A 24317-nucleotide genomic window follows, 5' to 3' on the forward strand; every position below is an offset into this window, starting at 1 on the left:
CGACATCACCAGACGACATATTAGACGCTCCGAACCTTGAAAAGTTGCGAAATTATGGCATTTTTCTGCGTATAATTTGCTACTGTTTCCTATCAAACTACTGCATTTCCTGATTTTGCGAAAAGCAAAGCCTCAAACCCTCCAAAAGAAGGTAGGCAATTTGACTCTTCGGAAGAAAAACAGCGTAAAAAAAGAGGCTCCCTAAGGTAGACGACCTTTTGGGACAGCCTCGTTTCTGCATGTAAACTTTCCAAAATTCCTTTAGCTTCCGGATCTGGTGATCGGGTGCTCAAGGTCCGCATGGCCCATAAGCGATTCGACCTTTTCTCCGCCTACGGTAACCTCGATTTGCTTCACCTCGTCGAACTGGAACATCGTCTTTTTCAGCGCATCGATGGCTAGCGCCTCGCCGCCCGCGCCGAGCCGGGCCTCGTCCGGCAGCTCAATATCGAGCGCCAGCTCGCCGTTCGCTTCGGAAAAAGCGGCGCTGTTGAGCTTCACTTTCTCCCATAAAGAAATCAAACCTGGATCGGCCGACTGCAGGGCCTTAAACGCTTCTTCATATTTGAGGTCTTCTTGCCCTTTCGGCACCTCAATCTCACGCTCGGCCGGCTTCAATTCTATAAGATCATTATCCGTAAAATAAACCTTAACCGTCAGCTTGACCTGCTCCGATGTTTGCTGCGGCCCGCTTGCATCGGTTTGGCCCGCTCCCTCGCCACCGGCACCCTGGCTGGAATCGGCCGCCGGGCCCTGGCCATTATTCGCGCCGCCTTCCGCGACGTTTGAAGCATTCCCGGTATCCGCCGGCATAGCTGCAGGCTTTTGTCCGCAGCCCGCCAGCGCCAACAGAGCGATGATCAGCAAAAGACATCCCATTTTTCTCATGCCGCTACCCCCTTGTTTATCGTTTATCTCCGACAAAATCACAGGCCCAAGTATTCCTTAATCCCCGCAACGATGCCTTCGGCAACGCGCTGTTGAAACTCTTCGCCATACATGAGAGACTCGTCGTTCTTGTTGCTGAGGTACCCCACTTCAAGAAGCACGGCGGGCATCGTCGTCTCGCGGGTCACGTGCAGACTGCTGTAGCGCACTTTGCGATCCGCCAGCCCTGTTGCCTGGACGAGATGTCTGTGCATCACGTTGGCGAGGGGGATGCTTTCCTCCCGGGTATAATACGTCTCCGAACCGCTCGGATTGGCCGGCGGATCGATGCTGTTGCCGTGGATGGAAACAAACACGTCGGCGCCTGCATCATTGGCTATTTTTACGCGATCCTGCAGCGACAACGTCACATCCGAATCCCGGGTCATTATTAAATCGAGTCCGGGCTCCTGCTCCAACAGAGCCTGTACCTTTAACGCCACCGCCAGCGTAAAATCCTTCTCTTGCCGCTTCGTTACGCTGGTCGCCCCCGGCTGGCCGCCGCCATGTCCTGCATCGATGACGACGATCAGCCTACCGTTTATTCCCAGATCGCGGCCCGGGTTTGCTGCATCCGCCGTCAAGTCAACGATGACGAGGCCGTCGCCGTTATTCGTCAGCTTAAATTGGCTGCCGCGGTTTAGATCGATCACGATGCGGACCGTCCCCGGAACTTCGCTGTATATAGAATAGCGGATTTTCGACACGTCCGGATTTCCGGCGGTCGCCAGCTCCCCTTTATTATACTCGTCCAGCGGATATTGCTCCAGAAAAGACTTGTCAAACCCGGCATTCGGAACGTCCACGACGATCCGGTCGGGAGCGGTCATTGTAAACACGTTCGGTTCAACGCTGCCGGATACCGCAAGTATCAACCGGTTTTCGCCAAAGCCCATCCCCGTAATGAGCGCCGGGCCGGTCTGCTCGTTTACCGTACCGCCATTCCCTTCTCCCTGCGGCATATCGGCGGTAATGCCTTTATCGTCGTCGTTGGAAGGGATGTATGTATTGTCTTGCTCCGGCTCATCCGCCGGCACCTTGATTTCTCCGTCCGGCGCCGCGGCTCCGCTGACATGCCCGGGCAGAACGCCGTCCACCGAACCGCCGACCGGACTGTATAAATACGCGGATTTGGATTCGTTGTTCCAGCTTACATTCAACCCCATTTGCTCGCCGACAAACCGCAGCGGCACCAAAGTCGTATCGCCCTGCAGAAAAGGAACGCCGTTCAGCTTTACCTTCCGTTCGCCCACAACGGCCGTTTCTTCGCCGATCTTCAGCTTCAGGTTGGTTCCCGCCTGTTTGATCGTCAACGTACTGCTCGCCTTGTCCCAAGCAACATCGTAGCCAAGCCCTTCGACGATCACGCGGATCGGCACCATCACGCTCCCTTGAACAATCCCGGCCTGCGCATTTTCCGGCTGCACCAGCTCTTGGCCGTCCAAATAAATGTGCGTGCCGGACGAAGCCGCGTGGCTTAATCCCGGTAGTCCAAGCAAAAAAAGCCACGCAAACAAGAAAAAGCCGATTTTCTTCATGAACCTCATCCCTACCTCACCCTAGTTAAATTTACCGACAAAAAGAATCCTCATCCGCAAAAGGCTGCTAATTACTTCCATAATATCAGAAAATAGCGCCTCCTGATAGACTTATATTTTCAAAGAGCTACAAAAACGGACATTCGATGACGCGCGAGCCGTCCACCTTAGGCCCAACGAAAAGGATAAGCGCAAAAAGTGGCGTTATTCCGGCGGTATCCGACCATTCGAGCGAAATAAAGGAATTTTATGTCGCTATTTTCTTAAGCCCGTCAGAACTCACCTGCTTTTCTGATCACTTATAGGAAAATAGGGACAAGAAATGCCGTTAAGGGGGATGAACATGCCTGGATCCGGGTAATAAGCACAAAAACCGCCGCTATTTCTGCGGCTCCCGTAAACGCGGCCGCCACCGCCTTATGAACGCAAAAAAACTCCCGGTCATAAACCGGGAGCTCCCATTCTTTGACGGCTAAAGTTTAACCGAATCTTCTTTTCTCGTAAGCTGCGATCAAATCCTCGTGCTGCAGCGTCAGGCCGATGTCGTCCAGGCCTTGCAGCAGGAATTGGCGGCGGTGCTCGTCGAGATCAAAAGCGATATTCAGGCCGTGTTCGTCCTTAATCGTCTTTTCTTCCAGATCCACCGTCAGCTTGTAGCCTTCATGGGCCGCCGTGCGCTGGAACAGCTCTTCGACTTGCTCCTCCGACAGCTTGATCGGCAAGATGCCGTTTTTAAAGCAGTTGTTGTAAAAAATATCGGCAAATGACGGCGCGATGACGCAGCGGAATCCGTAATCGAGAATCGCCCACGGCGCGTGCTCCCGCGAAGAGCCGCAGCCGAAATTCGCGCGCGAGATCAGGATCGATGCTCCTTCATAGCGCGATTTGTTTAAATCAAACTCGGAATTGACATTGCCTTCGGTGTCAAAACGCCACTCGTAGAACAAAAATTGTCCAAACCCCGTACGTTCGATGCGTTTAAGGAATTGCTTAGGAATAATGGCGTCGGTATCGACATTGACGCGGTCCACGGGACCGACGATGCCGGTCAGTTTTTTAAATGCTTCCATCGATCGATTCTCCCCTTTTTACCTTGATTAGCTCAGGACTTCGCTTTTGATTTCCCACTCGCGAACATCGACAAAACGTCCCTTGATCGCAGCCGCGGCCGCCATCGCCGGAGAAACGAGGTGCGTTCTGCCGCCGCGTCCCTGCCGCCCTTCAAAGTTCCGGTTGGAGGTGGAAGCGCAGCGCTGTCCGGGCTGGAGAACGTCCGGGTTCATCGCCAGGCACATGCTGCAGCCGGCATCGCGCCATTCAAATCCGGCTTCCGTGAAAATTTTGTCCAGGCCTTCCTTTTCCGCCTGCAATTTCACGCGGCCGGAGCCCGGTACGACAATCGCCGTCACTTTATCGGAAACCTTGTAGCCTTTGGCGATTTGCGCCGCCGCGCGCAAGTCTTCGATCCGTCCGTTCGTGCAGGAACCGATAAACACGTAGTCGATCTCGATGTCCGTCATCGGCGTTCCCGGCGTCAGGCCCATGTATTCAAGCGCCTTCTCGGCCGCTTTCCGCTCGTTGTCCGTAGCGAAATCCGCCGGATTAGGGACGCGTCCGTCGATGCTGGTGCCCATGCCCGGGCTCGTGCCCCAGGTTACCTGCGGAATCAGCGAATCCACGTCAAATTCGACCACGCGGTCATATTCCGCGCCTTCGTCAGTCGCCAGCTTTTTCCATTCAGCCACCGCTCGCTCGAACGCTTCGCCTTGCGGCACATGCTGGCGCCCGCGCAAATAGTCAAACGTCGTTTCGTCCGGAGCGATCAGCCCCGCTCTGGCGCCGGCTTCGATCGACATGTTGCAGACGGTCATCCGCTCTTCCATCGACAGCTCGCGGATCGCTTCGCCCGTATACTCAATGACGTATCCGGTCGCAAAATCGGTGCCGTATTTGGCGATTACGCCGAGGATCATGTCTTTGGCCGTTACGCCCGGTTTGCGTTTACCTACGAACCGTACTTCCAGCGTCTTGGCTTTGGCCTGCTGCAAGCATTGCGTAGCCAGCACGTGCTCCACCTCGCTGGTGCCGATTCCGAAGGCCAATGCCCCAAACGCGCCGTGCGTCGACGTATGGCTGTCGCCGCAGACGATCGTTTTCCCGGGATGCGTAAGGCCAAGCTCCGGCCCCATAACGTGAACAACGCCTTGATCGATCGTGTCCAAATCGTACAAAGTTACGCCGAAATCACGGCAGTTTTGCGACAGCGTATCGATCTGCTGCTTGGAGATCGGGTCGCTGATGTTGTAGCGGTCTTTGGTCGGAACGTTATGGTCCATCGTCGCGAAAGTCAGATCCGGACGGCGAACCTTGCGGCCGCTCAGCCGCAGGCCTTCAAACGCCTGAGGCGAAGTGACCTCGTGCACGAGATGCAAATCGATGTAAATAATGCTCGGTTTGCCCTCTTCCTGATAAATCACGTGATTATCCCAAATTTTCTCATACATCGTTTTTTTGCTGCTCATTTTTTTCACCCCACACAAGGAATCGAACCTGGAACAAAGCGGAAAGCCGGCGGTTTTACGACCAATCGGCCAGCGCTTTGTATGTTGAATTCAATATAGCACGTTCCCGTTAATTGTTCCAAGATATAATAACTATAATTGTGATAGGGTCAGCCTATAAGTAAGCCCTTATTCTTGAAATGATCCAGTCTATTGCTAGACCAACAAGCAACCAGAAGGAAAAATGAATCCCATAAAGAACGAACTGCCACAATAATTCGCTATTCATCATATAGTGCAATTTCGTCAACTCATGATTAAACCATAATAACGGTGGGCTTGTAAGAGCGAGCAACAGGTTTTTGTCATCGTATCCCGTGAGATTATAAACGCAAACAATCAACGAAAGCAGCGGCAGCCAGAAGCTCAGTTTTTTTATTAATCTCAACATGTTAATCCTCCCATCGTCTAAATTCTAGCATAAAAGGAATTTGAGGAAATCTATAGAAATGAAAAAGTGTAGGTGATTTTCACCCGAATGCCCCGAAAATCCCGTCAAATGCAAAAGCTTTTGCATTTCAATCCCTCTAAAGTGGTGATTTACGGAAAATAGAATGCACTTTTTGCAGTTGAATCTTATCGGGCAGTCCTTCTTCCCCTGAAAAACGCACATAGTTGAGATACGAATATTAATTTTTTTTTACACATATTACCTGTTAAAGTTCACGGATACGTTTCTGAGGAGGATCGCCATGGCAAGGCCGCTTGAAGCAAATGTGGAATATCTGAAGCGCACCCTTAGCCATTTTTCCGATGCCGTCTTCAAGGAATTGGATGTAGGGCAAACCGGCTTTCAAGTCATCATTGTCTATCTCTCCGGGATCGCGGACATCAATGCAATTAATGAACAAATCGTCAAACCGTTGATTCTGGCGGGGCTCGGGGACAATAAACCTGCGTATGCCCCGGAAACATTAAAGGAAGACCTGCTGCAGAAGACCGCTTCGCCGGTCGGAATTGAAACGGGCGAGTTTCTGGATAAGTGTGTTTTGGAAGTATTGTCGGGGAAGACTTGCCTGCTCATTGAAGGAATCGATGAAGCGCTGATTGTCGAGACCGCAAATTTCCCTGCTCGAAATGTGGAAGAACCCGCTACCGAAACTTTGGTAAGAGGACCGAGGCAAGGTTTTGTCGAAGACATGGCCAGCAATCTTGCCATGATCAGACGATTTGTGAAGGACGTCAGTTTCAAAATCGATAAATACCGGGTTGGAAAAAGATCTTCCCGAAACTTGGCCGTGCTCTATATCGCCGACATTGCCAATCCGGAACTGGTTCAGGACATCAAAAAAAGGATTGAAGCCATCGACATCGACGATATACAAGATAGCGGGATCGTAGAGCAATTGATCGAGGAAACACCGTGGTCTCCGTTTCCGCAGCTTCAAGCGACGGAACGCTCGGATAAAGCGGTGAGCGCCCTGATGGGCGGAAAGGTTGTCATCATGCTGGACGGCACGCCGTTCGTGCTGATAGCTCCGATGACTTTCTGGATGCTGGCCCAATCCCCGGAGGATTATTACGAACGGTTCCCGTTAGGGTCATTTTTTCGCATTCTTCGTCTAATGGCGTTGTTTATAGCAACTTTCCTGCCTTCCCTATACGTCAGCTTGGTTTCCTTCCATCCCGGGCTCATCCCGCCCGATCTGGTCATGTCCATTGTGGCCTCGCGGAAAGGCATCCCCTTTCCGGTCTTTGTCGAGGCCCTGATCATGGAAGTGTCATTGGAAATCCTGCGCGAGGCAAGCCTGCGGCTGCCCAAAGGCATAGGCCAGGTCATCGGCATCGTAGGAGGGCTTGTCATCGGGGAAGCGGCCATCCAGGCGTCGATCGTCAGTCCTTTCATGGTGATTATCGTCGGGGTTACCGCGATCTCATCCTTTGCGAGTCCGCAGTACAGCGGCAGTATCGGCATCCGCCTGCTGCGCTTCCCGGTTATGCTGGTTGCCTCGGTATACGGGCTCTACGGGGTGATCCTGTCGTTCATATTTCTGGGTGCCCATATGGTCCGGATCAAAAGCTTCGGCGTTTCTTACATGGCGCCTTTGGCCCCGATCCGATTAAGAGATCAGCAAGATACTTGGGTTCGCGTTCCTTTCAGGTATTTTAAAAAACGTTCATTAACGTTAAAAACTCAGGATGAAACATTATCCCACAGAAAAAGGAAGTAAACCTATGGCCGCTTTTATCTTTCGGTCCCGCCGCATCCGGCTGCTGCAAAAATGCATTGCCGGATGGATGGCCTGCGCCGTGCTTGCCGGTTGCTGGGACAGCAGGGAAATCGAAGACTTGAGCATCATTCTCGGCGTTGCCATCGATATGGACCAGGATATGCTTGAACTTACTTATCAGCATTTAATCGCTCAGAAAAAACAAGAAAATGCATACACCAACATAACAACGCTTTACGGGGATTCCATCCAGTATGCCTCTAGAGAACAGGCGAAACAGGTGGCTCGTGCACCCCTGTACAATTTTATCCGGCTGGTCTTGATCAGCGATCAGGCTTTGCGGAAGTGGCGGATCGACCAATTGCTGGATACGTATAACCGCTCCTACAAAACGAGCCGAAATTCGGTTGTTATGGTTGTGAAGGGCAGTGCCAAAGAAGCTCTGGCGAAGATGGGCAAACATAAAGACATCCCTTCCGTGGATTTGAGGGATCTAGCCAAAAACAGCGCTTTAAACGAAAAAATACCACCAAAGATCACGTTGGGAGACATTTCGATCCGGATTTCGCAGGGAGCCGATTTTTTAATTCAACGGCTGGATACCGGCGAAGGCGGCAATCGTCTGACAGGCGCGGCCCTGATCAGCAGCCAAACGAAGAAATTTGCCGGCTGGCTAGACGAGGAGGATATCAGCGGGATCAACTGGATGCTGGGAAACACGGAGGGGACTGTTGTTAAAGCCGAGGATCCGCGGACGAACCACGCGATGGTATTTGAAGTCGACAAAGTGAAGAGAAAACTCATCCCGCGTGCCAATGGACAGGATATCTCATTTACGGTCCGGATTAAAACCGCCCTTAATCTGAACGAGAACCGGGTTGTCTCTGTCGATCTTCTGAAGGAACCGTTTCTGCAAACGGCCAGGGAAGCGGCGCAGGAAGAAATCAAAGAGAGCGTGCTTCGGTCTTTAAGCAAACTTCGGAAGGAAAAAGCGGATGTGGCCGGTTTTCGCACAAAAATAAAAACGGACTATCCCGAAGCCTGGGATCGCGTGGAGAACAACTGGCCGGATACTTTCAGTCAAATCCCGATCGACGTTCTGGTGGATGTTGAAGTAAGGAGAACGGGAGCTTATTCTAAAGGAGCGGGGTCGCCATGACAAATCTGCCTACCATGAAACATGAAAAAATCTCCACTCTACAAACCGTTCTTACGGTCACCTCGACCGTGTACGCCGTGGGAATTGTGAGTTTGCCCAGAAGTATAGCGGAAAAGACGCAAACTCCCGATGTTTGGCAGGGACTGCTCTTGTCCAGCTTGCTGGGTTTGGTCGCCGTTTTTATCAATGTGAGCTTATGCCGGCGATTTCCCGGGGAGACGATTTATAAGATAAGTACACGGGTTGCGGGTAAATTTATCGGACACCTCATCAACCTTTCATTTATTGTATACTGCCTGTTGGTCTGCTCGCATGTAGTAAGAATGATGGCGGAATTTATCAAAGCTCTGGCCCTGGAGAGAACACCGATCAGCGCGATTCTTATCCCGTTTCTGCTGCTTGTCGGTTATTTGACCTCGGGCGGCCTTCATGTGATGGTGCGGTTGGTGGAGCTTTTTTTCCCTTTAACCTTTGTCGTTTTTTTGCTGCTGATTGTTCTCAATATCAACCATTTCGATCCGGATTATTTGCGTCCCGTTTTTCATAAGGGATGGAGGCCGATCCTTCAATCTCTGGAGGTAGTTCCCTTTTCAACCCTAGGTTTCGAATCCATGCTCATCTTAACGAGTTTCATGGTTCATCCGCAAAAGGCGTGGAAGGCGGGGGCGATCGGCTATGCCGTCGCCATGGGGCTGTATCTCCTCATGGTCACGATGGTCATCGCCTGCATGTCCGTGGAAGAAGTTTCCCGCTTGCAGTGGCCGGTTGTTTCTTTTGCCCAGCAAATCGAATTTCCCGGCGCGTTCCTGGAACGGTTTGAATTGTTGTTTATCGTTTTGTGGACGATTAAAATTTACATGACCACAGCAAATTACTATTTTTACATTGTCGCCGGACTCAGCCAACTTACGCAAAAATGGAACAGGTACATCTATTACCTTCCGTTAGTTTTACTGTTTGCCGCAGCCATGTATCCTCAAAATTTTGTGGAAATCGACAGGATGGGCCAATTAACCGGTTATTTCGGAGTCGTTGCTTGTGCTTTAATACCGCTGTTGCTGTTAATCTCATCCTTCATTTTCCGCCGAAAAGGAAGCCTCAATGCTTAACTCTCGGTGAACTAAACCAGCACGAGCAGCACCGGCAGCACGACAAACGAAGCCAGCGTCGTCCACATGATGCATCTCGACACCAGCCCGGGCGCGGCGTCAAACCGTTCGGCCAGAACGACGGCGTTCACGGCGACCGGCATCGAAGCCAAGATGAACAGGACGGAAAATAGCGTACCCGTAATGCCCAATACGATTAATGCGATATAAGCGGCAACGGGCGCCGCGGCCAGCCTCACGGCAATGCCGGCCCAAACCGCGGATCGCTTGGCGGGAGCGGCGTCCGATCTTCCGACCTTCACCATCTGCGCGCCCAACACCGTCAGCACAACCGGCGAATAAGCGGCCGCCACCATGGAAACCCCTTGGGTGATCTCCGCCGGGAGCTGCAGGTGCGTCATGCGAAGAAAAAACGCCACGGCCGCGGCATAGATCGCCGGCAGGGCAAACACCGACCGGATCGCGCTTTTTACGGAAAACTGCGAACGGGCGGCAAAATACACGCCAACCGTGTTAACGATGATCATCTGCGTGATGACATAAAGCGAAGCTTTATCGAGCCCGAGCTGACCGAAAGCGAGCAGCACAAGCGGCAAGCCGTAGTTGGCGCTGTTCGTCAGCGCCGATATAAGCGTAAGCCCGGCCGCTTCCGGCGCGTCCAGCTTCAGAAGCCGGCCCCCCGCCTTGGCAAGGCCCCACATCAGCACCAGGTTCAACAAGGAAAACCCGATCGTGCTGAACACATCGCCCGAGGAAATATGCGCGTTCATCAGCGTATCGAAAATGATCGCCGGACTCAGCACATACAAATATAAAGTCAGCAGCGGCTTGGTGTCCAAACCGCGAAAACGCGCCAGCAGCGCGCCGGCAATTACCGGAATCGAAAGCGGAACGATTACATGAAGCAGCGTAGCTAAAACCGTATGTATCATAGTTGCCGGACTCCTCTGCACGCTTGATAGTTTTGTTTTGCCCTATTGTACCCCTGTCCGCAAAAGGCGTCCAAGACCTGAAAACAATATAACTAATAGCTATTCCCTATAACTTTTCCGCGTGTATTAAGCCTGAAAGATTAGATTTGGGAAAATCTGCGGCCACCAAAAAAACAGCTCCACCAGGCAGATTCACCTAAAGGAGCTGTTTTTTTCATATGAATGTTCGTGCACGCAAGCTGCAGGTTCAACCCGCGGCCTTAAAACGAATCGATCCCCATCACATGGTCGAGCGGAATCGGCCCGATGCTGCGGCTGTCGTTGCTGTTGTTCCGGTTGTCGCCCATGACAAACACGTAACCGTCCGGAATGTCCCAGACCTGAGCGGCTCCCGCATTCATTTTTTCCTTAATATAAGGCTCGTCCAGCTGCTCCCCGTTGCGGAATACATGTCCGTCCTTCACCTCAATCGTGTCTCCCGGCAGGCCGATCACTCTTTTGACATAGAAAAAATCCTCCTGTCCTCTGCCGGATAACCAGGTAATCAAGGGATGCTCTTTAATGTCGTCCAAAAGCGTACGGCTGCGGTCGACCCGGCTGTCGAGAATGACGATATCGCCGTATTCCGGCAGCTTCTCCAGCACATGCGCAAACTTCCAGGCATAAATGCGCTGCTTGTCGTTCAGCGTCGGTTCCATTGAATGGCCGTCTACCCGGTAAGGCTGGATCACAAAAATGCCGATAATCATGCTTAACACAAATCCAAGCGCGATCGATCCGCCCCATCCGACAATTTCTTTCAACCATTTCTTCAAACGAAAGACCTCCAGAATAATAACTTTAACTTTTCCATCTATTATAACGGGGAATAGGGACACAAAACAAATTTTCCTAAATATCCCAGGTGGTTTGCGATATCGAAATCAAGCATTCTCCGCCTATATATAGTATACTTTATTATAGGAATTTCTTATAAGAGGGATGATGAAATGGAACTAAGACAACTTCTGTACACGCTGAAAATCGCCGAGGAAAAAAACTTTTCCCGCGCCGCCGACAAGCTGCATATCGCCCAACCTTCCCTCAGCCAGCAGCTGTCCAAGCTGGAGCAGGAGCTTGGCGTCAAACTGTTTCAGCGCAATACGAGCACGGTGGAGCTGACCTATGCCGGAGCAAGCTTTATTCGGCACGCGCAAAAAATTATGGACGCCGTGGCCCAGCTGCGTCAGGAAATGGACGACATCTCCCAACTGCGGGCCGGCCGCGTCGTCGTGGGCAGCATGCCGATCACCGGCTCCCATCTGCTGCCTTACGTGCTGCCCGCCTTCAAGGATGCGTACCCGGACATCGAAATCACGCTGCTGGAGGATACGTCGCTTAATCTGGAGAAGCTGACGGCCGGCGGCGGCACCGACCTGAGTTTGCTGTCGCTGCCGCTGCAGGAGCCGACGCTCGCATACGAGCCGATCGGCGAAGAGATCATCGACCTGGCCGTGCCGCCGAATCACCGCCTCGCCTCTTCCGGTGAAGCCAGAAGCGGCGTGAAGCTGGAGCAGCTGCAGGACGAACCGTTTATCGTACTGAAAAAAGGCCAGGGCTTCCGCAAGCTGACGGTCGACCTGTGCCGCGGCGCGGGCTTTGAACCGAACGTCGTATTCGAAAGCAACAACATCGAAACAGTGCAATCGCTGGTCGCGGCCGGGATGGGCATCACGCTTGTTCCCCGCTTTATCGCCCGGGCCAAACGCAGCGAGCTGATCCCGGCTTATCTGCCGCTCGCTGAGCCCGTGCCGAGCCGTACGCTGGTCATCGCCTACCGGAAAGGACGTTATTTGTCCAAAGCGGCGGAGGCTTTTATCGACACGTTCAAGGCGACGATGGAGCAACGCGACGCGGCTTATAATTCGTAGCAGCCCGGGCGGCGGTCGGCGAAAACGGGGATACGTCCGCGAACCTCATCCACGAGCGGGAGCTCGACGGCTCCGGTAACGATTTCTTCCCCTTCTCCGCCTTCCGCCACGATTTCGCCCCACGGGTCGATGATCATCGAATGCCCGAAAAAGTCCGATCCGCCCCCGCTGCCTACCCGGTTGCAGGCCACCACGTACATCTGATTTTCGATCGCCCGGGCCATCAGCAGCGTGCGCCAGTGACGGAGCCGGGGATGCGGCCATTCCGCGGGGACGAACAGGATCTTGGCGCCCTGCAGGGCCAGCGTCCGGGCCAGCTCCGGAAACCGGATATCGTAGCAGATTGACGCTCCGGCTTTCGTGCCGTCCAATTCAAAGACGACGTTCCGCTCCCCCGGCGCCAAATATTTCTCCTCCTCCATCAGCCGGAACAGATGAAGTTTGGCATAACGGGCCGTCTCTTTTCCCTCGCGATCAAAAACATACATGGCATTGTAAATTTTCCCGTCCCTCTTCTCGGCAATAGAGCCGCCGACGATATGAATGCGGTGCTTCGCGGCAAACGCCGACAGCCACTCCCGCGTCGCCTTGCCTTCGGTGTCGGCCAATTCGTCAATCCGTTCCAAGGCGTAACCCGTGTTCCACATTTCCGGAAGCACGGCCAGATCGAGGTCCGGATGCTCCCGGACCGCCCGCTCCAACAGTTCCCGCATAGCCCTGCGGTTTTCCTCCGGTTCCCCCAGCTTGATATCGCCCTGAACCAGGGCCACCCGCCATTTTCCTTGCTGTAGCTCCGCCATATTATTCACTCCTTAAGAGCACTATACCAGATATGATAGCTTGCTGCTTCACGGGCGGCAATAAGCCGAAAATTCGGCATATAGAGTCTGACAGAAAACTTCCCTTACCTGCTTCTGCCCACCATTCTTTTGATCGTGTGTCTTCTTCCTTTGATCGATAAAGCCAGTTGGTAGACGTTCTCCGGCAGCGGCGTGCCCGCGTATCCCCCATCTCCGATCGCATGGATGTCCGCGCCTGTCTGCTTCATCATCAAGGCGATCATGGCGATCGTCTGCACATCCGCCCCTTCTACCGAACTGTTCAGAAAGGAAAGGGCCAAAGTGCCCGGTTTGTACGAATGAACGAATTCCACGCAGCTTCTGACATGTTCTACCGTAATGCCGTGTCTCGAACCGGGGGCCGGCAGGGTAATCACGTCGGCGCCGGCATCGATCAGGTCCTTGATGATCTCATTGGAAGGCCTTTCGCTGAGCGGGTCGCCCAACACTTTTTCGATCGTACCGTCCTCCCACTTACCCGCGCAAATTAGCATTTGATCTCCCAGCGTTTCTTTGGCCAGTTTCGTGGCCGCGATAATTCGCTCAAAAGTCGTTCCGGCCGACGGATTGCCGCCAAGCACGATAAAATCGGCGCCGATCTCCAGCGCGCGCAGGAAGTTCTCTTTGGAAGCCACCCTGCCTTCTTTCGCTTCCACATACCGCTCGCCCGCCACTTTCGCTTCAGGGCTAGGGCATTCGAATAAAATGCCAAGCGGGACGCCGGCCCATTCTTTAACCTGGTTTAAGCTGTATGGCTTATCGGCCATTTTTCCGTGTTCCATTTCTCGAAGCCCGATATTGGCCTGCTCGTTCACCATGTCAAAACCGTTGAGCATCACCATATCCGCCCCAAATGCGGCTTGAATCTCGGCGTTCGTCACCCCGTCGACCAATCCCGCATTGATCTTGACCAGATGCTGTCCCATGATGACCCGGCCTTCGGAAGCAAAAATCGCTTCCTTCAGCTCCATGGCATTCATTTTCATGATATCGCTTTTCTTGCATGCTATCAGTCGTTTGGCCACTGTAATCTCCTCCAGATATCGTTATTTATAAGCCATCCGTTTAACACAAATATTGCTGCTCAGGTACCTTCGATCATCGCGATCCGGTCCGCATGGCGTTCGCCCTCGAATTCCGCATCCAGCCACGCCTTTACAATCATTTTCGCCAATTCGCTGCCGACAACACGGGCGCCAAAAGCCAAAATATTCGTATTGTTGTGCTGCTTGGACAACTGGGCCGAATAAGGTTCGCTGCATACGACCGCCCGGATTCCCTTGACTTTATTGGCGGAGATCGAGATGCCTACACCTGTCCCGCAGATGAGAATCCCCGCATCCGCTTGCTTCCCGGCTACCGCTTCGGCAACTAGCTTGCCGTATTTGGGATAATCGGTGGGTTCGGCGGTTTGCGGTCCGTAATCGACGACCTCATGCCCCAGCTCTTCGAGATAGGCCGAGATGACCGACTTTAGCTCCACCGCGACATGATCGCTGCCAATGGCGATTTTCATGCAAAATTCCTCCTTCGCTTTACAGCCTTTAAGCGCCGCTCTTTAATCTGCTGATAATCGATTTATAAGATTCCGGTTTGCCGAACAGGGTCGAACTCCCGAGGACAAAGCCTTCAACGCCGTATTCGGACAATTCTTCGATTTTCTCTTCCGAGATCGCCCCGTCAACGACGATCGTAAACGGCAGCCCCTTTTGCCTTTTCAAGGCGTGCAGCGCTTGGATCTTCTCGTCGACATACGGTAAATATTTCTGTCCGGCAGATCCCGGGTTCACCGTCATAACGAGTACATAATCGACCAAGCTGAGCAGCGGGTCCACGGCAGCCAGGGAAGTTCCGGGGTTCAGGGCAATACCGGCTTTGACGCCATGGGCCCGGATGCGATCGATGGTGCGGGCCGGATGTTTGTCCGCCTCGGGATGAAAATAAATGATATCCGCCCCTTTCGCGGAGAACAAATCAATGTAGTCGCCGGGGCTGTCGATCATCAGGTGAACATCGACCATCTTGCCGGTTTGCTTGCGGATCAATTCCAAATCCTGAAGCCCCATGCCGAAGTTGGGAACGAATTTCCCGTCCATGATATCGATGTGGTAAATATCCACATTCGCTGCGTCCAATGCGGCCACTTCGTTTTCCAACGATTTGAAGTTGGCGCACATCATCGAAGGACACAATAGTTTGCCCATAAAAATCACCTTCTTAAGTTGGGTAATCGATTACTCATAGTTCTTGCATTTGTAACACCCTTTCCTTAAAGGAGGTTACAAATGTCTCTTGTAGTCGCAAAAATTAAGTTGTCTTTCTTTCCACCAAATGAACCGGAACGCGTGTGTGCTGCCCATGTTTTACGGCGGAGCCGTTGATCATGTCCAGCAGGTTCGCGTAGGCATGTTTAGCCAGAATCGCCTCATCCTGGTCAATCGTGGTCAGCGGCGGATTGCAGTACTTGGATATCTGGTTGTTGTCGAAACCGACGATTTTCACTTGCTCAGGGATGTTGTAGCCCTTCTCCTGCAGCATAAGCATCGCTCCCAAGGCCAGCCAATCGTTCGTGGCGAAAATGCCGTCAAAAGACAAGTCCGCATCCAGCGCTTTCTGGATGACCTTTCGTGCACCTTCCAGATTATTGCTGTGCTCATCAATATAAACCACATTTTGTTCATGAATCGGAAAACCGTACTGCTTTAACGCTTCCTCGTAACCCTTTAGCCGCTCATTGACGGAAGATAAATTGTTCCTTTTGGTCAAGAGCAGAATGTTTTTGCACCCTTTGCGGATTAATTCCTCCGTAGCAAGCCGTCCGCCTTCAAGATGATTCGATTCGATAAAGGCCACGTTCTTGTTGATTTTGGGCCGGCGGTCAATACAAACGATGGGAACGTTTCTCCGCAAAATATCGGTCAGAATTTCCTCCTGGCCGGAGATGCAAATCAGTCCGTCCACCATCTTCCCTTCAAGCGTTTTCAAATATTCCTTTTCCTTCTCGGCGCTTTTGGCCGTATTGCATATAATCGTGGAATACCCCTCTTCAAAAAAGAGACGCTCGATTTCCTGAACGATCGCGGCAAAAAATTCGTTGCTGATATCGGGAACCAGCAAACCGATCGTCTGGGATTTGTTCATGCGCAAACTTTTGGCCACGAAATTGGTTTCATAATGGTGCTTGTTGATCACATCCATGACCTTCTTCCGCGTCTCGTCGGAAAAACGGCCGTTATCATTGATGACGCGGGAGACCGTGGCCACCGAAACGCCGCTTAGACGGGCGATTTCCTTAATTGAAATGTGGTTGCCCTTTTTCATTGCACATCGTCCCTCACTGATATCGAATTTGAGTAATCGTTTACTCACGTTTGATATCAATGTAACACGTTTCTCCTTGGAGTGTCAATGTTTCGGAGAGCAAGGATCAGCTTTATGCTTTATGCTTTATGCTTTATGCTTTATGCCTCCTAACCTGACCCGTCTGCGGGGTAAACGATTACCCAATAGATTAATATTTCTTTGTGATACTCCCCCCCATATGATCGTTCTGCAATCCATAAACGAGTAATCGATTACCCATTTATTTAACTCGTATCTTACCACCACATCTCGGGGCTGTCAAACCATAAATTCGCGGACAAGTTGCGGAAATTTATCCCTGCTTTTATTCCTCCTATACACCTCGAAATTCTCATGATAAATTATAAACATTATCATTTTTGAACCGGACCGGAGTGATCACGATGAAGGAAATCAACGAAACCATCAACCCGTCTTCCATGGCTTTCCCCCTGCCGGTTGCCGATGTCATGCAGGGGCTGCCGACCCAATTTTTCGCGGGCCTTGTGCAGAATGTCAATCAAGAAATCGCGGCGGGCCATGACGTCATTAACTTGGGACAAGGAAATCCCGACCTGCCTACGCCGCCCCATATCGTTCACGCTCTTCAGCAAGCGGCGGAAAACCCGCTTTACCATAAATATTCTCCGTTTAGAGGTTATGAGTTTCTGAAAGAAGCGGTTGCCCGGCGGTACCTGGAGGATTACGGCGTACAGCTTGATCCGGAGCGGGAAGTGGCCATTTTGTTCGGCGGAAAAACCGGACTTGTCCAGCTGCCCCAGGTGCTTTTGAATCCGGGGGACATCTGCCTGGTGCCCGATCCGGGTTACCCGGACTACTGGTCCGGCGTGGCCTTGGCCAAGGCGCGGCTGGCCTTTATGCCATTAACGGAGCAAAATGCGTTTTTGCCCGATTACAAGGCCATTCCGACCTCCGATTTGAAGCAGGCAAAACTGATGTATCTGAATTACCCGAACAATCCGACCGCGGCGACTGCTCCGCTCTCTTTTTATGAAGACACCGTGGAATTCGCAAGCCGCAACCGGATTGTCGTCGCCAGCGATTTCGCCTACGGAGCCATCGGTTACGACGGGCATCGTCCGGCCAGCTTCCTGCAAGCTCCCGGCGCCAAAGAAGTCGGGGTCGAATTCTACACCTTGTCAAAAACGTACAACATGGCCGGCTGGCGGGTCGGCTTTGCGCTGGGCAACGCCGGGATCATCTCGCTGATCAACCTGCTGCAGGATCACATTTATGTCAGCCTGTTCGGCGCGGTTCAGGCGGCGGCCGCGGCGGCGCTGACCGGTTCGCAGGATTGCGTTACGGAACTCGCCCGGCGTTATGAGTCGCGCCGCGATACCTTTTTTCAGGCTTTGGAGCAAATCGGCTGGCATGCCTCCAAACCGCGGGGCTCCTTCTTTAGCTGGCTTCCGGTTCCAAAGGATTTCACCTCCGCCGCGTTTGCCGAACTGCTGCTTCGGGAAGCCAAAGTTGCGGTAGCGCCGGGGATCGGCTTCGGGGAACACGGCGAAGGATACGTCCGCATCGGACTGCTCAGCGGCGAAGACCGCCTGCAGGAAGCCGCACGGCGAATCGGACGGCTCGGCTTGTTTTAAAATAAGTTGGACTAAAGAAGTGGCGGAGCTAGACAAGAGTACTGAATTTTTAAGTGATTAAGGAAATCCGCGGCGGGGGAGTGATCGCAAGAACATTTCCCACGGCCGCCCTAGCGAAAAACATAAGGGGGCCGGCATTGCATCAAATCGGACAAGATACATTTCTAAGCACGAAACTATGCTAACGGTTGCCACAACCGCTATTTGTCCCAAAAACATAGATTACAAATTGTAACGGTTGCCATAGCGCTTATTTCATGGAAACCCTGCTATTTCCGCTTAGCTTCAGGCAAATAACGACGCTCATAACCGTTGCTATGAACGTTTTTGTCAAGCCCTCCGTGTGAGAGGTGCCTGAGCACGTGGCGCGAGAGCAAAAATGCGAGCGACGGTCGGCACGCTGCTATCCGTGGGTTGGTACCACATGTTATGCCTTCGTCAAGGAGAGCTCTTGCAAGCTAGAAGCGCACGTTCAGTTACTCACCTAGTGCAAACGGTTGACGCAAATTCTCTCCCGGAACCTTCGTTTGCTCCCGGGCCTCGTGCTCAGGCGTGAGCTTGTCAAGCGCTTTTCTTGACAAGCGGTTAGGTTCAAATCAACACTTTTCCTATTCCTCATTGGAAATGAGGAACGCCTCACGGCGAGTGTGGGGGTGCAGGGGGCAACGCTCCCTGCGTCTCCCCAAAGGGGACGGAAGGGGCGTTAGTTAGCCACCGGTTGTTCCACCGTTCGAGCAACAGCCCATATGAACCCGGTTAGCTCCCTGGCCACCGCGCCTACGGCCACATTTTTGTGTTTGTTCTTTCCAAAAATGAGATGACGGTATTTGTAATGCAATCTTTCTTGCGCTTTCCACGACAACAGTTGTATATCGGCCGGCATGCCATCCAAACGCTTGGCGAGATCTCCTTTCACCGCAGGCCGATGACGGTAGCTCCAGGCGGATTCCACCAAGGATCGGCGCAAGCGCCCGTTACCGGCTTTGGTCATACTTCCGCGCCGAGTACTCAGGCCGGTTGAACTCTCACGAGGAACCAACCCTAAATACGCCATGAGTTGGGCCGGGGAGCGGAAGCGAGTAAATGAACCGATCTCAGCAGCTAGAGTGACGGCCGTCAGTAGTCCAATCCCACGCAGGGACTGAAGCACCCGAATCAGAGTTGCCTTGGAGCCGACCGTGGCTTGCTGAACCAAGGCTTTTTCCAAACGCCCCATCCGCTGCTCGATCTCATTTAAGGTATGGAGCATCTCGTCGAAGGCTACTTGCATGGGCTCATAAGGGAATGTCAGTTGCTCCAGCCAGGAACGGTACTTCCGGGTCCAACGACGCTTTATCGTAGCCGGCGGTTCGATTTGATGGCGGAGCAGGAACTTCAATATCCGCTGGCGTGCCCGATGCGCGTCCTCTTTGGCGGCCTCCCGGGCGCGAACCAACTCCCGCAAAGCCTCGTCTTCCCGCTCCGGGACGTAGACAGGAGTCAATTCTCCTGCACGAAACAGACGGGCAAGCTGCTCGGCGTCCCGTCGATCCGTCTTCACGTGATCACCAGGGCGTTTGGGAATAAGCGACGGAGCAATGACAACGCAATGGGCTCCCATGGAGGTGATCCAGCGATAGGTTTCGTAACCTGTCGGACCTGCCTCATAACAAAACGATAGCGTTTCGGCCGGTCCCAGTTCTTTGATCAGCTTGCGCAGCGCCGCCGGGGTGTGAGGAATGCTCCCGTAATAGCGAGGAGTTTCACCGCTTGCATCTGCAATAGCAACCGAAATTTTTTCTTTGGATACATCTAAACCGACGAATTTTGTGGTAGACTGCATAGTATCAGCTCTCCTTTGCTATGTAGCTCTGAAATGGTTTGGTTTTCACTATCCATTTTAACCTACGAGATGTAGCAATATGGAGGGCTGTCTTTTGTTTACGTTCATCATAGCTAGAATTCAGAAAAAGTCTTTTTTCGTAAAATAGCAGCTGCAACAACCGTTAGATTTCCGGCGGGCGGTTGGATCGGTTCGAAAACCTGAGCTTTTGCGGGAATTCTGCATGTATCAGGGCTACAAATTGTCTTGTGCAAGAAGTAAAATGCAAGGGCTAGTGAACATAAGGACAAAGCAGGGCGTTATTTCGGCGATCCCCCCATTTTGAGCGAAATAGAGATACTTTATGCCGCTATTTTCCCCGGCAGCAAGGAAATGTCCGCGTTCTGGGGCCACTCATAGGAAAGTAAGAACAAAAAATGTCGTTAATGGGGATGAAGATGCCTGGCTCCGGACAATAAGTACATAAAATGCCGCTATCTTGCTGGCCCAGCCGATGGTGTTCGTCGTTCGGCAGCTCGTCAGTAACACAAGCTTGAACACAAGCTCCCAGCCAACGGTGTTCGCCCTTCGTTAACTCGTTATCAAGCGCCCAATTTTAGTTTGAGCCCCATTTAGCTTTTTTCTTTGCAAAAAAGAAAGTACGGTGGTATCCTAACAGTAATCGTATTCATATCGGACATCCATACAAACGCATAGACGGGACCAGTACGAAAGACCGCGGCGCTCCAGAGAGTAAATTCCATCGGCTGAGAGAATTTACATGCTTGCCCTTTCCGAATCCTACCCCCGAGCGGCCGGCCCCAAAGCCGGACAGCGCCCCTGTTACCGGGCAATCCGAGTCGGATGAGAAACCTCATCAATAAAGGTGGTACCGCGGAAGTCACACTTTCGTCCTTTGCGTGCAAAGGCGGAAGTTTTTTTATTTTGCGGGAAAATGCGGAAAAGACCGTTTTTGCTTGATTAGCGGCTCTCATGTCCGTTACATCCTGCGGCTCGCGCAACCATCCGTTACCCGCACACACACGTTATTATTCAAGTTTTGGAGGAGTGGTCACCATGCTGCGTCGCATCGTCGTCAAAATCGGAAGCAGTTCGCTGACTTCGTCGGAAGGAGGGTTAAACCGGGACGCCGTCCGTTATTTCGCCGCCGAGCTGGCCGGTCTCATCCGGGCCGGGTACCAGCCCCTGCTCGTCACCTCCGGCGCCGTGGCCGCCGGCTTCCGCGAAATCGGCTACCCCGAGCGGCCGAAGCTGCTGCATGAGAAACAGGCGGCCGCCGCGGTAGGCCAGGCGCTGCTCATGCAGGCGTACCGCGAAGCGCTCGCCGAACATCGCGTATCCGCGGCCCAGGTGCTGCTTACCCGCTCCGATTTTCAGAACCGCAAGCGGACGGGCAATGCGAGCATGGCGATCGAAGAGCTGCTGCGGCAGGGCGTCCTGCCGATCATCAACGAAAACGACACCGTGTCGCTGGACGAGTTGAAATTCGGTGACAACGACACGCTGTCGGCCTTGGTCGCCAATTTGATCAAAGCCGAGCATCTGCTCATTTTGACGGATATGGACGGGCTTTACACCAAGGACCCGCGCCTTGATCCAAACGCCACGCGCATCGCCCGCGTCGCCGAAATCACGGGCGACCTGTACGCGATCGCCGGCGGGGCGGGCTCCGCGGTCGGCACGGGCGGCATGCGCTCCAAAATCGACGCGGCCAAAATCGCTTCGATCGGCGGCGTTCCCGTCTTCGTCGGCAAGGTAGGGGAGCCCGGCGATCTGCTGGCGGCGCTGCGGGGCGACGGCCGCGGCACCTACTTTGAAGCGCACGGGTCCGCCCTGCCGCGCAAAAAACAATGGCTCGGCTTCTTCTCCACCCCGTTCGGCACGCTGACGGTCGATGCCGGCGCCGAAGAAGCGCTCATTCACGGCGGTCGCAGCCTGCTCCCGGTGGGCGTAAAGTGCGCAACCGGCCACTTTCATACGGGAGATGTCGTGGAAGTCGTCAATCCCGGCGGGGAAGTGCTGGGACGCGGGATCGTCAATTACGACGCCGAGCAGCTGCAGGAAATTCTCGGGCTTCCCAGCGGGGAGGTCATCAAGAAGCTGGAAATCGTCCACCGTCTGGAAGTTATTCACCGGGACGAATGGATTTCGTTAAAATCATAAATCAAAGAATCATAAGGAGGCCTAAAACCATGAGTGAAGTCAGACAAAAAGCCGAGCGGGCCGCCGGCGCCGTATCCGCGCTGAACCGCCTGACGACGGAGCAAAAAAACGAAGCCCTGCTGGCCGCCGCCAAAGCGCTTGTGGACGGCAGCGCCGCGATTATCGCGGCCAACGAGGAAGATTTGCGGCGCGGCCGGGAGAACGGCACTTCTTCGTCGATGCTGGACCGGCTTGCTTTAAACGAGAAACGCATTAAAGACATCGCCGAAGGGCTGCGGCAGATCGTCGCTTTGCCCGATCCGGTCGGAGACGTGCTGGAGACGATCGACCGCCCGAACGGCCTGCATATCGTGAAGAAGCGCGTGCCGCTCGGCGTCATCGGGATCATTTATGAAGCCCGCCCCAACGTGACGGTCGACGCGATGGGACTGTGCCTTAAGACCGGCAACGCGGTCGTGCTGCGCGGCGGCTCCTCCGCCCTCGCCTCCAACCGCAAAATCGTCGAGATCATCCACGAGGCGTTAAGCGCCACCGCCAGCCCGGTCGACGCCGTGCAACTCATCGAGGACCCGAACCGTTCGGCCGTCGACGAGATGCTGAAGCTGAACGGGCTGCTGGATGTCATCATTCCGCGCGGCGGCAGCTCGCTGATCCAAACGGTCGTGCAAAACGCTACCGTACCGGTGATCGAGACGGGCGCGGGCATCTGTCATACGTACCTGGACGCCGCCGCGGACCCGGAAATGGCCGCTTCCATTGCGCTCAACGCCAAAGTACAGCGCCCATCGGTATGCAATTCGATGGAAACGCTGCTCGTCCATGAAGACTTCGCCGCCCGGCATCTGTCCGAATTGGCGGACCGCTTCAAGGAGGCGGGCGTCGAATTAAGGGGCTGCGCAGCCACGAGACGCCTCGTGGCCTGGGCGAATCCGGCTACCGAAGAAGACTATGCGACCGAGTACAACGACTATATTTTGAATGTGAAGGTCGTTCGCAACTTGGAGGAGGCGCTGGATCATATCCGCCGTTTCGGGACCAAACACTCGGAATGCATCGTTACGGAAGACCGGCAAACCGCGGAGCTTTTTCAGCGGGAAATCGACGCGGCCGCCGTGTACCACAATGCGTCCACCCGGTTTACGGACGGCTTTGAATTCGGCTATGGCGCCGAAATCGGCATCAGCACGCAAAAACTGCATGCCAGAGGACCGATGGGCTTGCCTGCGCTGACATCCAGCAAATATATCATTACGGGGAACGGGCAAATCCGGGAGTAAACCTGCAATAAGCCTGAAAAAAATCCCTGTTAGCCAATATCCATTCTCTACATCAGGAGGTAATTCCCATGAACCCGAACATATCCCTTGCCTCCGCCTCGATTTGCTTTTACGGCGCCGGTTCGATGGCCGAAGCGATCGTGCGCGGACTGATCCATAAAGGCGTCGCCGCCGCGGAGCAAATCGCCATGCTGAACCGCTCGAGCCAGGAACGGCTGGCCTATTTGTCGCAGACTTACCGCGTCTCGGCCGCAAACGAGGAAGCCGCCAAACGGCAGCATCTCCGGGAAGCTTCGATCATCGTCCTGGCGATGAAGCCGAAGGATGCCGGGGAGGCGCTTAGCGAACTCGGCCCGATGCTGCGCGAAGGGCAAATGATCGTTTCCCTGATCGCCGGTCTGTCGATTGCGACGATCCAGGCGCTGCTCGGCGGCAACATCCCGGTCGCCCGGACGATGCCGAACACGTCCTGCTCCATCGGCTGCGGCGCCACCGGGATCTCCTTCTCCGCCGAAATGTCGGAGGAGCAAAAAGCGCAGGTCTTGTCCATGTTTCAAGCGGTCGGCATGGTGAGCGTGATTCCGGAGGAACGGATGGAAATCCTGACCGGTGTTTCCGGGAGCGGCCCCGCATATATTTATTACATGATGGAAGCGATGATCGAAGCGGGCGTGGAAGGCGGGCTAACCCCCGAGCAAGCGCGCGGGCTGACGGTGCAAACGGTGCTTGGGGCCGCCTTGATGATGGCGGAAACCGGCGAAAATCCGGCCAAGCTCCGGGCCGACATCACCTCGCCGAACGGCTCGACCCAGGCGGCGCTGGAGGTGCTCGAAGCGGGCGGGTTCCGGCCGAACGTGAAAGCCGCGGTGCACCGCGCCGCCGAGCGGTCTTTGGAAATGGGCGAGGCGGTTCGAAAGTCGCTTCTGTAAGCCAAGATTCTGAATGAAGCAC

General features: G+C 53.7%; 20 protein-coding genes. 8 read left to right on the top strand and 12 right to left on the bottom strand.

The window, feature by feature from the left end; genetic code table 11:
- Window positions 1–261: 261 nt before the first annotated feature.
- From NYE74_RS22140 to leuC, 4 genes are all read right to left on the bottom strand, one after another.
- Window positions 262–888 carry a GerMN domain-containing protein gene (locus NYE74_RS22140; protein WP_124332909.1) on the bottom strand — a complete coding sequence of 209 codons (627 nt, stop codon included), beginning with the start codon at window positions 886–888 and terminating at the stop codon, window positions 262–264.
- A 38-nt stretch (window positions 889–926) separates the two neighbouring features.
- Window positions 927–2465, bottom strand: coding sequence for an N-acetylmuramoyl-L-alanine amidase family protein (locus NYE74_RS22145; protein WP_341005175.1), 1539 nt, complete (start codon window positions 2463–2465; stop codon window positions 927–929).
- Window positions 2466–2944: 479 nt separating this feature from the next.
- The gene (gene leuD / locus NYE74_RS22150) at window positions 2945–3535 is read right to left on the bottom strand and encodes a 3-isopropylmalate dehydratase small subunit (RefSeq protein WP_036623768.1); all 591 of its coding nucleotides are present in this window, start codon (window positions 3533–3535) and stop codon (window positions 2945–2947) included.
- Between the two features lie 27 nt (window positions 3536–3562).
- Window positions 3563–4987, bottom strand: a complete 1425-nt coding sequence (gene leuC, locus NYE74_RS22155; protein WP_036623769.1) for a 3-isopropylmalate dehydratase large subunit — start codon at window positions 4985–4987, stop codon at window positions 3563–3565.
- Between the two features lie 731 nt (window positions 4988–5718).
- Here leuC and NYE74_RS22160 point away from each other — a divergent pair.
- Genes NYE74_RS22160 through NYE74_RS22170 form a run of 3 tightly spaced genes read left to right on the top strand, consistent with a single transcriptional unit; the run spans window position 5719 to window position 9465 of the window.
- Window positions 5719–7197, top strand: a complete 1479-nt coding sequence (locus NYE74_RS22160; RefSeq protein WP_316561177.1) for a spore germination protein — start codon at window positions 5719–5721, stop codon at window positions 7195–7197.
- 4 nt (window positions 7198–7201) lie between these two features.
- Window positions 7202–8356, top strand: a complete 1155-nt coding sequence (locus tag NYE74_RS22165; protein WP_316561178.1) for a Ger(x)C family spore germination protein — start codon at window positions 7202–7204, stop codon at window positions 8354–8356.
- Window positions 8353–9465 (top strand): GerAB/ArcD/ProY family transporter, encoded by a 1113-nt coding sequence (locus NYE74_RS22170; protein ID WP_036623773.1) that lies wholly within the window; start codon window positions 8353–8355, stop codon window positions 9463–9465. Before NYE74_RS22165 ends, NYE74_RS22170 begins: the two co-directional genes overlap by 4 nt.
- A gap of 11 nt (window positions 9466–9476) precedes the next feature.
- Here the strand turns inward: NYE74_RS22170 and NYE74_RS22175 are convergent, their stop codons facing one another.
- Both NYE74_RS22175 and lepB read right to left on the bottom strand, forming a co-directional pair.
- Complete coding sequence (locus tag NYE74_RS22175) at window positions 9477–10397, bottom strand: AEC family transporter (protein ID WP_124332906.1); 921 nt, start codon at window positions 10395–10397, stop codon at window positions 9477–9479.
- Between the two features lie 260 nt (window positions 10398–10657).
- The gene (lepB, locus tag NYE74_RS22180) at window positions 10658–11212 is read right to left on the bottom strand and encodes a signal peptidase I (RefSeq protein WP_255310022.1); all 555 of its coding nucleotides are present in this window, start codon (window positions 11210–11212) and stop codon (window positions 10658–10660) included.
- Window positions 11213–11386: 174 nt separating this feature from the next.
- Here lepB and NYE74_RS22185 point away from each other — a divergent pair, with 174 nt between their 5' ends.
- Window positions 11387–12307 carry a LysR family transcriptional regulator gene (locus NYE74_RS22185; protein WP_036623775.1) on the top strand — a complete coding sequence of 307 codons (921 nt, stop codon included), beginning with the start codon at window positions 11387–11389 and terminating at the stop codon, window positions 12305–12307.
- Here the strand turns inward: NYE74_RS22185 and NYE74_RS22190 are convergent.
- The 5 genes from NYE74_RS22190 to NYE74_RS22210 all read right to left on the bottom strand — a co-directional run bounded on the left by NYE74_RS22190 (window position 12295) and on the right by NYE74_RS22210 (window position 16467).
- Window positions 12295–13107: a carbon-nitrogen family hydrolase gene (locus tag NYE74_RS22190; protein WP_155621429.1), complete on the bottom strand. Its 813-nt coding sequence runs from the start codon at window positions 13105–13107 to the stop codon at window positions 12295–12297. The two genes, NYE74_RS22185 and NYE74_RS22190, sit on opposite strands and share 13 nt — an antisense overlap.
- Window positions 13108–13211: 104 nt before the next feature.
- Window positions 13212–14171 (bottom strand): DUF7916 family protein, encoded by a 960-nt coding sequence (locus NYE74_RS22195; protein ID WP_082207822.1) that lies wholly within the window; start codon window positions 14169–14171, stop codon window positions 13212–13214.
- A 59-nt stretch (window positions 14172–14230) separates the two neighbouring features.
- Window positions 14231–14662, bottom strand: a complete 432-nt coding sequence (gene rpiB, locus NYE74_RS22200) for a ribose 5-phosphate isomerase B (RefSeq protein WP_036623778.1) — start codon at window positions 14660–14662, stop codon at window positions 14231–14233.
- Window positions 14663–14690: 28 nt separating this feature from the next.
- On the bottom strand, window positions 14691–15350 hold the full coding sequence (gene rpe / locus NYE74_RS22205; RefSeq protein WP_036623779.1) for a ribulose-phosphate 3-epimerase: 660 nt from the start codon (window positions 15348–15350) through the stop codon (window positions 14691–14693).
- A 103-nt stretch (window positions 15351–15453) separates the two neighbouring features.
- Window positions 15454–16467, bottom strand: coding sequence for a LacI family DNA-binding transcriptional regulator (locus NYE74_RS22210; protein ID WP_036623780.1), 1014 nt, complete (start codon window positions 16465–16467; stop codon window positions 15454–15456).
- Window positions 16468–16928: 461 nt separating this feature from the next.
- Between NYE74_RS22210 and NYE74_RS22215 the strand changes: the two genes are divergently transcribed.
- Entirely contained in the window at window positions 16929–18104 is a 1176-nt protein-coding gene (locus tag NYE74_RS22215; RefSeq protein ID WP_124332941.1) for a pyridoxal phosphate-dependent aminotransferase, read from the top strand.
- Window positions 18105–18807: 703 nt separating this feature from the next.
- Here the strand turns inward: NYE74_RS22215 and NYE74_RS22220 are convergent.
- Window positions 18808–19926: an IS110 family transposase gene (locus tag NYE74_RS22220; protein ID WP_036623922.1), complete on the bottom strand. Its 1119-nt coding sequence runs from the start codon at window positions 19924–19926 to the stop codon at window positions 18808–18810.
- A gap of 1056 nt (window positions 19927–20982) precedes the next feature.
- Here NYE74_RS22220 and proB point away from each other — a divergent pair.
- The 3 genes from proB (at window position 20983) to proC (ending at window position 24295) form a co-directional block, all read left to right on the top strand.
- Entirely contained in the window at window positions 20983–22089 is a 1107-nt protein-coding gene (proB, locus tag NYE74_RS22225; protein WP_036623782.1) for a glutamate 5-kinase, read from the top strand.
- A 29-nt stretch (window positions 22090–22118) separates the two neighbouring features.
- Entirely contained in the window at window positions 22119–23366 is a 1248-nt protein-coding gene (locus tag NYE74_RS22230; RefSeq protein WP_036623783.1) for a glutamate-5-semialdehyde dehydrogenase, read from the top strand.
- A 68-nt stretch (window positions 23367–23434) separates the two neighbouring features.
- Window positions 23435–24295: a pyrroline-5-carboxylate reductase gene (gene proC / locus NYE74_RS22235; RefSeq protein ID WP_036623784.1), complete on the top strand. Its 861-nt coding sequence runs from the start codon at window positions 23435–23437 to the stop codon at window positions 24293–24295.
- The last annotated feature ends 22 nt before the right edge of the window (window positions 24296–24317 follow it).

This window comes from Paenibacillus sp. FSL P4-0127 (assembly GCF_038007325.1).
Taxonomy (GTDB): domain Bacteria; phylum Bacillota; class Bacilli; order Paenibacillales; family Paenibacillaceae; genus Fontibacillus; species Fontibacillus macerans.